7 protein-coding genes are annotated in these 7,311 nt (G+C 54.1%); 3 read left to right on the top strand and 4 right to left on the bottom strand.

Annotation, left to right across the window (positions count from 1 at the left end; all coding sequences use genetic code 11):
• Both gyrA and ACLQMU_RS03470 read right to left on the bottom strand, forming a co-directional pair.
• The coding region (gyrA, locus tag ACLQMU_RS03465) for a DNA gyrase subunit A (RefSeq protein WP_443673545.1) at positions 1 to 1,849 on the bottom strand (1,849 nt) is incomplete at its 3' end.
• Entirely contained in the window at positions 1,839 to 3,968 is a 2,130-nt protein-coding gene (locus ACLQMU_RS03470; RefSeq protein ID WP_422149746.1) for a DNA topoisomerase subunit B, read from the bottom strand. The genes gyrA and ACLQMU_RS03470, both read right to left, overlap by 11 nt.
• A 505-nt stretch (positions 3,969 to 4,473) precedes the next feature.
• On the opposite strand from ACLQMU_RS03470, the gene cbiM reads away from it, so the two are divergent.
• The 3 genes from cbiM to ACLQMU_RS03485 all read left to right on the top strand — a co-directional run bounded on the left by cbiM (position 4,474) and on the right by ACLQMU_RS03485 (position 5,887).
• The gene (gene cbiM / locus ACLQMU_RS03475; RefSeq protein ID WP_424038998.1) at positions 4,474 to 5,205 is read left to right on the top strand and encodes a cobalt transporter CbiM; all 732 of its coding nucleotides are present in this window, start codon (positions 4,474 to 4,476) and stop codon (positions 5,203 to 5,205) included.
• A gap of 14 nt (positions 5,206 to 5,219) precedes the next feature.
• Positions 5,220 to 5,567, top strand: coding sequence for a PDGLE domain-containing protein (locus ACLQMU_RS03480; protein WP_424038999.1), 348 nt, complete (start codon positions 5,220 to 5,222; stop codon positions 5,565 to 5,567).
• A 149-nt stretch (positions 5,568 to 5,716) separates the two neighbouring features.
• Entirely contained in the window at positions 5,717 to 5,887 is a 171-nt protein-coding gene (locus tag ACLQMU_RS03485; protein WP_424039000.1) for a hypothetical protein, read from the top strand.
• Between the two features lie 111 nt (positions 5,888 to 5,998).
• On the opposite strand, the gene ACLQMU_RS03490 is transcribed toward ACLQMU_RS03485, so the two are convergent.
• Together ACLQMU_RS03490 and ACLQMU_RS03495 are read right to left on the bottom strand one after the other, a co-directional pair.
• Entirely contained in the window at positions 5,999 to 6,340 is a 342-nt protein-coding gene (locus ACLQMU_RS03490) for a hypothetical protein (protein ID WP_424039001.1), read from the bottom strand.
• An 870-nt stretch (positions 6,341 to 7,210) separates the two neighbouring features.
• The coding region (locus tag ACLQMU_RS03495) for a PGF-CTERM sorting domain-containing protein (protein ID WP_422148764.1) at positions 7,211 to 7,311 on the bottom strand (101 nt) is incomplete at its 5' end.

The following is a 7,311-nucleotide window of genomic DNA, read 5'->3' on the forward strand; positions in this document are numbered from 1 at the left end:
CCTTCCGGAACTCCCGGATCGGGATGACGGTCGTAACGACCTCGTCCTTTAAGTTGAGGAGGTTGACGATCGGCTTGCCCTTCGCGATGCGGGAGCTCTCGGGGATCTGGTAGACCTTGAGCCAGTAGACCCGGCCGAGGTTCGTGAAACAGAGGAGATAATCCTTCATCCCCGCCGCAAAGACCGAGCTCACGACGTCGTCTTCCTTCGTTGTCATACCAGTGATGCCGTGGCCTCCCCGCCGCTGCTTGCGGTAGGTGTCGAGGTCTATCCGCTTGATGTAATTGGCGGTGGTGATCGAGACGAGCACCGTCTTGTCCTCGATCAGATCCTCGGTGGAGAGGTCGCTTGCGTCGAACGCGATCTCCGTTCTCCTCGCATCGCCGAACTTGAGCGCGATCTCGGAGGTCTCGCGCCGGATCTCGTCCTTGATGTTTTCCTCGCTCGCGAGGATCGTTTCGAGCCTTGTGATCTCTGTCTCGAGCCCGGCTTTCTCGTCCGTGATCTTCTGCTGCTCAAGCGCCGCGAGCCTGCGGAGCTGCATCTGGAGGATTGCGTTTGCCTGGGGTTCATCGAGTCCGAACCCGGCAATGAGCGCAACCCGTGCGTTGTCCACGGTATCAGAACCGCGGATCGCCGCGATGATCTTATCGATGCTTGCAAGCGCGGCAAGGAGGCCGTTTAAGATGTGGACCCGCTCCTGGCACTTGTTGAGATCGAACTCCGACCTGCGCCGGATGACTTCGATACGGTGGTGCACAAAGTTCCCGAGGAGGGCCGGCAGGTTGAGGAGCTTCGGGGTGCCGTCCACAATCGCGAGGTTATATGCCGAGAAACCGGATTCAAGCGCGGTGAACCGGTACAAATTGTTGAGGATGACCGCCGAGATCGTGCCCTTGCGGAGCTCGAAGACGACCCGGATCCCGTCCTTGTCGGACTCGTCGCGGATGTCGCTGATCCCGTCGAGCTTCTTATCCTTGACCATGTCGGCGATGGCCGTGATCCACTGGGCCTTGTTGACCTGGTACGGGAGCTCGGTGACGATGATCCGGTCGCCCCGGTTCCCGCCCTCGGACTCCTCTATCTCGGCGACCCCGCGGACGACGACCCGGCCCTGGCCGGTGGCGTAGATATTCTTCACGCCCTCGACACCCATCATGATGCCGCCGGTCGGGAAGTCCGGGCCCGGCATGATTTTCATGAGTTCTTCGACCGGGACGGTCGGTTCGTCGAGGAACCGGTTGACCGCTGCGCAGACCTCGCGGAGGTTGTGCGGCGGCATCTTCGTCGCCATCCCGACTGCGATCCCATCTGTCCCGTTGACGAGGAGGTTGGGGATCTTCGAGGGGAGTACAGTCGGCTCCTTCAACGACTCATCGTAGTTGGGGACGAATTCCACCGTCTCCTTATCGAGGTCTGCGAGGAGCGCTTCGGCGTACGGGAAGAGCCTTACTTCGGTATACCTGCTCGCTGCAGCTGCATCTCCGTCCACTGATCCGAAGTTGCCCTGCCCCTGCACGAGCGGGTGCCGGTAACTGAAAGGCTGGGCCATCTTGACGATGGTGTCGTAGATGGACGCGTCGCCGTGCGGGTGGTACTTACCCATTACGTCACCGACGACCCTCGCGCTCTTCTTCGTGGGCTTGTCGCTCGTGTTGCCCATGTCCCACATCGCGTAGAGCGAACGGCGGTGGACCGGCTTGAGGCCATCGCGGACATCGGGGATGGCACGCTGGATGATGACCGACATCGCGTAGTTGATAAACGATGTCTTCATCTCCTGCTCGATGCTGATCGGTTCTGTCTTATGGGTCTCGGGGCTGCCTGCGGGCGGGACTTCAGATGTCAAGGTTCGTCACCTCCTTTGCATGGCGCATGATGAAATTCTTCCGTATCTCCACGTCTTTGCCCATCAGGGTCTTGAATATCTCATCGGCATATCCCGCTTCTTCGATAGAGACCTGCAGGAAGATCCGGTTCTCGGGGTCCATGGTCGTGTCCCAGAGCTGCTGGGCGTTCATCTCACCAAGACCCTTGTACCGCTGGATGTTCACTCCCTTCTCGCCCATGGCAGCTGAGACCTTCTGCATCTCGCTCTCCTTATACACGTACTTCTCCTCTTTCCCTTTTGATACGCGGAAGAGGGGTGGCTGGGCAATGTACACGTACCCTAGTTCGATGAGTTTCTTCATGTACCGGTAGAAAAACGTGAGGAGGAGGGTCCGGATATGCGCCCCGTCAACATCCGCATCGGTCATGATGACGATGCGGTGGTACCGGGCACGCTCGGGATCGAACTTTTCGAGGACACCAGTGCCGATCGCATTTATCAGCGTCTGGATCTCGGCGTTCTTGAGGATCTGGTGTTCGCCGGCTTTCTCCACGTTGAGGATCTTTCCCCTGAGGGGAAGGATTGCCTGGAACTTCCGGTCCCGGCCCTGCTTGGCGCTGCCGCCGGCAGAGTCCCCTTCCACGATATAGATCTCGCTCTTTGACGGGTCGCGTTCGGAACAGTCAGAGAGCTTCCCCGGCAGACCGGCAGATTCGAGCGAACTCTTGCGCCGTGCGAGTTCGCGGGCGTTCCTCGCGGCTTCACGGGCCTTTGCTGCCGAGAGCGCTTTCTCGACGATAATTTTCAGCACGCTCGGGTTCTCGTCGAAATACTCGGTGAGCGCAGCATAGACAAGCGAGTCGACAATACCTTTCACGCTGCTGTTCCCGAGGCGCATCTTGGTCTGGCCCTCGAACTGGGGGTTGGCCATCTTGACCGAGACGACCGAGGTTAAGCCTTCGCGGACATCCTCGCCTTTGAGCGTTACCTGGGCATTCTCCCTGATGATGCCATTCCTCTTCGCGACGACGTTGATACCCCGGGTGATTGCGCTCCGGAACCCTTCGAGATGGGTGCCACCCTCACGGGTGTTGACCGAGTTGACATAGGTGTAGAGTTTCTCATCGTACTGGGTCGTGTACTGCAGCGCAACCTCGAGTTCAAGCTTATTCTCCATGTCTTTTTTCGTGATATAGATGGGGTTCGGGTGGATGACTTCGATGCCTTCGTTCAGGTATTTCACGAACTCAGACAGCCCGCCGGCATAACAGTACGTAGCCGAGTCCCCGGTCCGCTCATCGGTGATAATGATGGTGAGGCCGGCGTTCAGGAACGCGAGTTCCCGGAGCCGGTGGGAGAGGGTATCATAGTCGAATGTCGTCGTCTCAAAGATGGTTGCGTCGGGAACGAAGTGGATTCGGGTACCGGTCAGCTTGGTGCCGAGGGTTGCAAGGAGCGATGCCCTGTCTTCCTGTTCGGTGCCGCCGGGATACTCGGTGGCGGTCGTGAGATCGAGCTGGCCGGTAAGAGGTGCGGGAGATGTAACGGGACCATCGCCAGCGATTGCGCCGGGAGCTGAGGCTGCCAGTGCCGGTGATGCCCTGGCAAACGGTGCCGGCTCGCCATACCACTGCTGGTACCGTGCGAGAAGTTCGGCGAGGGTCTCTTCCCGGGTCGTGAGGGGCGACGTATTTTTTCCTTTCGAGAACCGCATCTCGTAGATATTGCCGTCCCGGTACACCTGGGCGGAGAGCCAGTTCGAGAGGGCGTTTACCACGGAGACGCCGACGCCGTGGAGACCGCCCGAGACCTGGTAAGTCTCCTTGTCGAATTTTCCCCCTGCATGGAGGACGGTCAGAACGACTTCGAGGGCGCTCTTGTGGTTCTTCTCCATCGTGTCGACGGGGATCCCCCGGCCGTTATCCTCGACCAAGAGCGACCCGTCTTTGTTGATGACGACGGAGATACGGTTGCAGAAACCGGCAAGCGCTTCGTCGATGGAGTTATCCACGACTTCGTACACAAGGTGGTGGAGCCCCCGGGTATCGGTGCTCCCGATATACATTGCAGGACGCTCGCGTACCGGCTGTAGCCCCTCAAGTACCGTGATGTGGGATGCATCGTAAGTATCAGTCAAAGGAAACCTCCCTTGTAAAATCAATAAAAAAATTTCCTGGAATTATCACAATAATTATTGGTGCTGAGACATTAAAATCCTGTTTGTTATAAAAAATCAGGCGTGGGAATGGGTGGGGAATGTACGTCTTTTCTTTAAAAAATTATTCAGGAAAACCGGTACCCGTTTTTAGGAGCCCGGATTTCAAAACAGAGGGATGTGAATCACCGGTCTCTTCGATGCTGATACCGGTCATATCAAGAATTTCCCGGATAAAAAAGAGGATTGGACCTGATGTTTGTGCAGGGGCCCTGATGAACAAAGATTCTTTCTGCCGCGGGATGGTTTTGTTCGAAAATAAAAATTGGTGGCATAAAACTTTGCATTACAACCCGCCTAATAGTACGTTTAACTGTTTTTCCTGTTTTAGAATCAAATCCCATTTTTATGAGATTTCGTAGTAGCCCGTAATACAAATAGGCAGTTTTTTATAACCAGATGGTAGAATATCTTTTGGGTGTTATGAATGCATATTCCTGACGGATATTTAGGTCCGACGACATTTATCACCATGTACCTGATTATGATCCCTATCTGGCTGTATGCCGGATACTGGGTCCAGAAAAATCTCAGGTCCCGGCAGGTGCCGTACCTGGCACTGGCAGCCGCATTCTCGTTTGTGATCATGATGTTTAATGTGCCTGTTCCTGGCGGCAGTTCAGGGCATGCGGTCGGCAGTGCGCTCGTTGCGATCATCCTTGGCCCCTGGGCGGCAGTCGTGACAACCTCCGTCGCGCTCCTCATCCAGTGTCTGGTCTTCGGTGATGGCGGGATCACTGCATTCGGGGCAAACTGTTTCAACATGGGCACGGTCATCCCGTTCGTGGGATACTTCCTCTATAAAATCATCGCCGGGAAATCCACCATTGCCTCAACGCGGAGGATCATCGCTGCAGCACTTGGAGGGTATTTCGGATTAGGCGTCGCCGCCGGTGTTGCCGGGTTCGAAATGGGCATCCAGCCGATCCTGGAACATACTGCCGCCGGTGTTCCCCTCTACATGCCCTACGGGCTCAACGTTACCGTGCCGGCAATGCTGATTGATCATTTTGGTTTCTTCTGCTGGGTAGAATTGATCGTTACCGGCTTGGCATTTGCGTATATTGCGAAAAACAACCCGGAGGTCATCTTCAATTATAAATCTGATATTGAAAAGTACTCAAAACCAGATACCGGCCGGGGAACGGCACCGGCGTGAGGAGGGTGAAACGAATGGATATTATGGGTCAATTCAACAAACTGGACAAGACGTTTAAGGTTCTCGTTATTGCCCTGATTATTCTCATGTTATTAGTGCCCATCGGATTAATCGCAACCGGAACGGCTTATGGGGAATGGGGCCCTGACGAACTCCAGCAGGCGGTAGGCTATGTGCCGGCCGGGCTTCAGCAACTGAACGGTCTCTGGACTCCTGCGATGCCCGATTATAATTTCCCGAGCGGGGGCGATACCCTCCCAGAACAGACCCCGGGATATTATGCCTCAGCGATCGTTGGTGTTGTTGTTGCTGGCTTGATCGCATATGGGATCGGAAAGGTCATCATCAAGAGAAATGACTGATTTCCGGAAAGATTATCCCTTTTTTGCAGACCCGTCGTATCAGAATAAAATCCAGAACACCACCTGAGTCTCTTATGCAAAACAGGATCTCTTGAATGAAGGTATTATCAGATAAGATATCCCACACATCCATTATCGGAAAATAGGTCATGTCAAAGAAAAAATCGCCGGTAGTATCGCGTACAGAAAAGCTCCTGACCCTGATCCAATCGATCACCGGGTGGATACATAAGAACGAGGACTGGGTTTACATTGCCATTATCGGGTTCTGTCTTTCGGTTACGATCCTCTACAAGATCTCGCAAGGATACAGCGGGTAATAATATCCCGGAACTCATACAAAAATGCATTATCCGATCAAAAATAGGCTCCCTTGCTTAAATACAAATCCTGAAAAGAGAAGGAATGGGGGGATGTGCATACATTAACTGTCAGAACTCTTCTGCGATCCCGTACCCCCATGCGTAAAGCCTGGCCACGGGATCGTTTTTCGGGAAGAGGTTGCAGTCGAGACCCCTGCTTTTTAAAAACCGGTCTACCATGGATGGCGACATCGGCAAAATCTTTTCCTTGACGGTCCTGCTGTTAGACCAGAGATGGAGATAGTAGGTGATCCTCTTATCCGGATCGGTTGCTACATGCATGTAAAGATCTTTTCCGGTTACATTTACCTCAGGTGCGTGAGAGACCGGCCGTGGTACGAGATAGAGGCACTCGTCATACCGCGTATTGACGGTCGTCTTACGGCTTCCATCATACAATGTCTGTTTCATACTCATTACCTGCCTGCTGTTTTCCGGGATCATTCCCCAATGATCCCGGTTTTTTAGCGGACAAACAGCATCAAGCCCGGGGCGATACCTTGTCGAATGGTAAGGAGATCTCCTTTTTTGGTCAGGGAACATCTCCACAGGGAACATGGGGCGGCCCCGTTAATAAATATTTTCATTTTTGTAGCAAAAAATATGTAAATTTTTAAGTTATATTTTACCGGGGGGGAGCACCCTGATCTGCTTGTTATCCGGTACGACCGTGGCAGGTCAATTCCGTAATTCCCGGATCATCCGGCCGTCACTGCATTCCCGGCATTCGAACTTCAGAGTCGAAAGCCCCCTTCTTAACAGTTCGAGCTGATGTTTGATTTCTCCCAGCCACGAAAGGAGTTTGCGCGCGGGGCGATACGGGAGTTTATGGCTGCGGGAGAGCGTTCGCTCGTGATGCCGGCGCTCTGAACTGCAATCTAAAAAAAAAAGTGCACGTTCTTTATCCATATGCCAGAAATGCGGGAGTGTGATCCCGCCATTTTTTTTGATACAATCACCCGGCGTTCGCACGTTTCTTCATCCCCCCCGGGTCCCGGTTTTTACCGGGCGTGAACAGGATTTAGTCCCTCAGTTCCCACATCGAACCGGTGCTTGATCTCAGCTTTGATCTATTCCGGAGTTTTCAGGATCGGCCTCACAGCAGTACACGTGAGCGTCAAGAACGTTGATATTCGGGCAAGGCATCCAGACATGGACATTGTGAACACCGGAAAGGTGCCGTTGCATTGGTAGTTGATTTGAATATTTTATCAAGGTGAAATAGTGGTCATCAACCATAAACGCAACAACACCAAAAAAAGAAAAAATTTAGGATTTAGGTTAGTGCCTGCGCACGACAAGGAGTGCCACAGCGCCGAGACCAATCAGGGCAACCAGTGCACCGAACCCGGGCTGAGTGGGGGTCTTGGTGGGGGCTACCG

It is taken from the genome of Methanoregula sp. (genome assembly GCF_052325125.1).
In the GTDB taxonomy this organism is placed as follows: domain Archaea; phylum Halobacteriota; class Methanomicrobia; order Methanomicrobiales; family Methanospirillaceae; genus Methanoregula.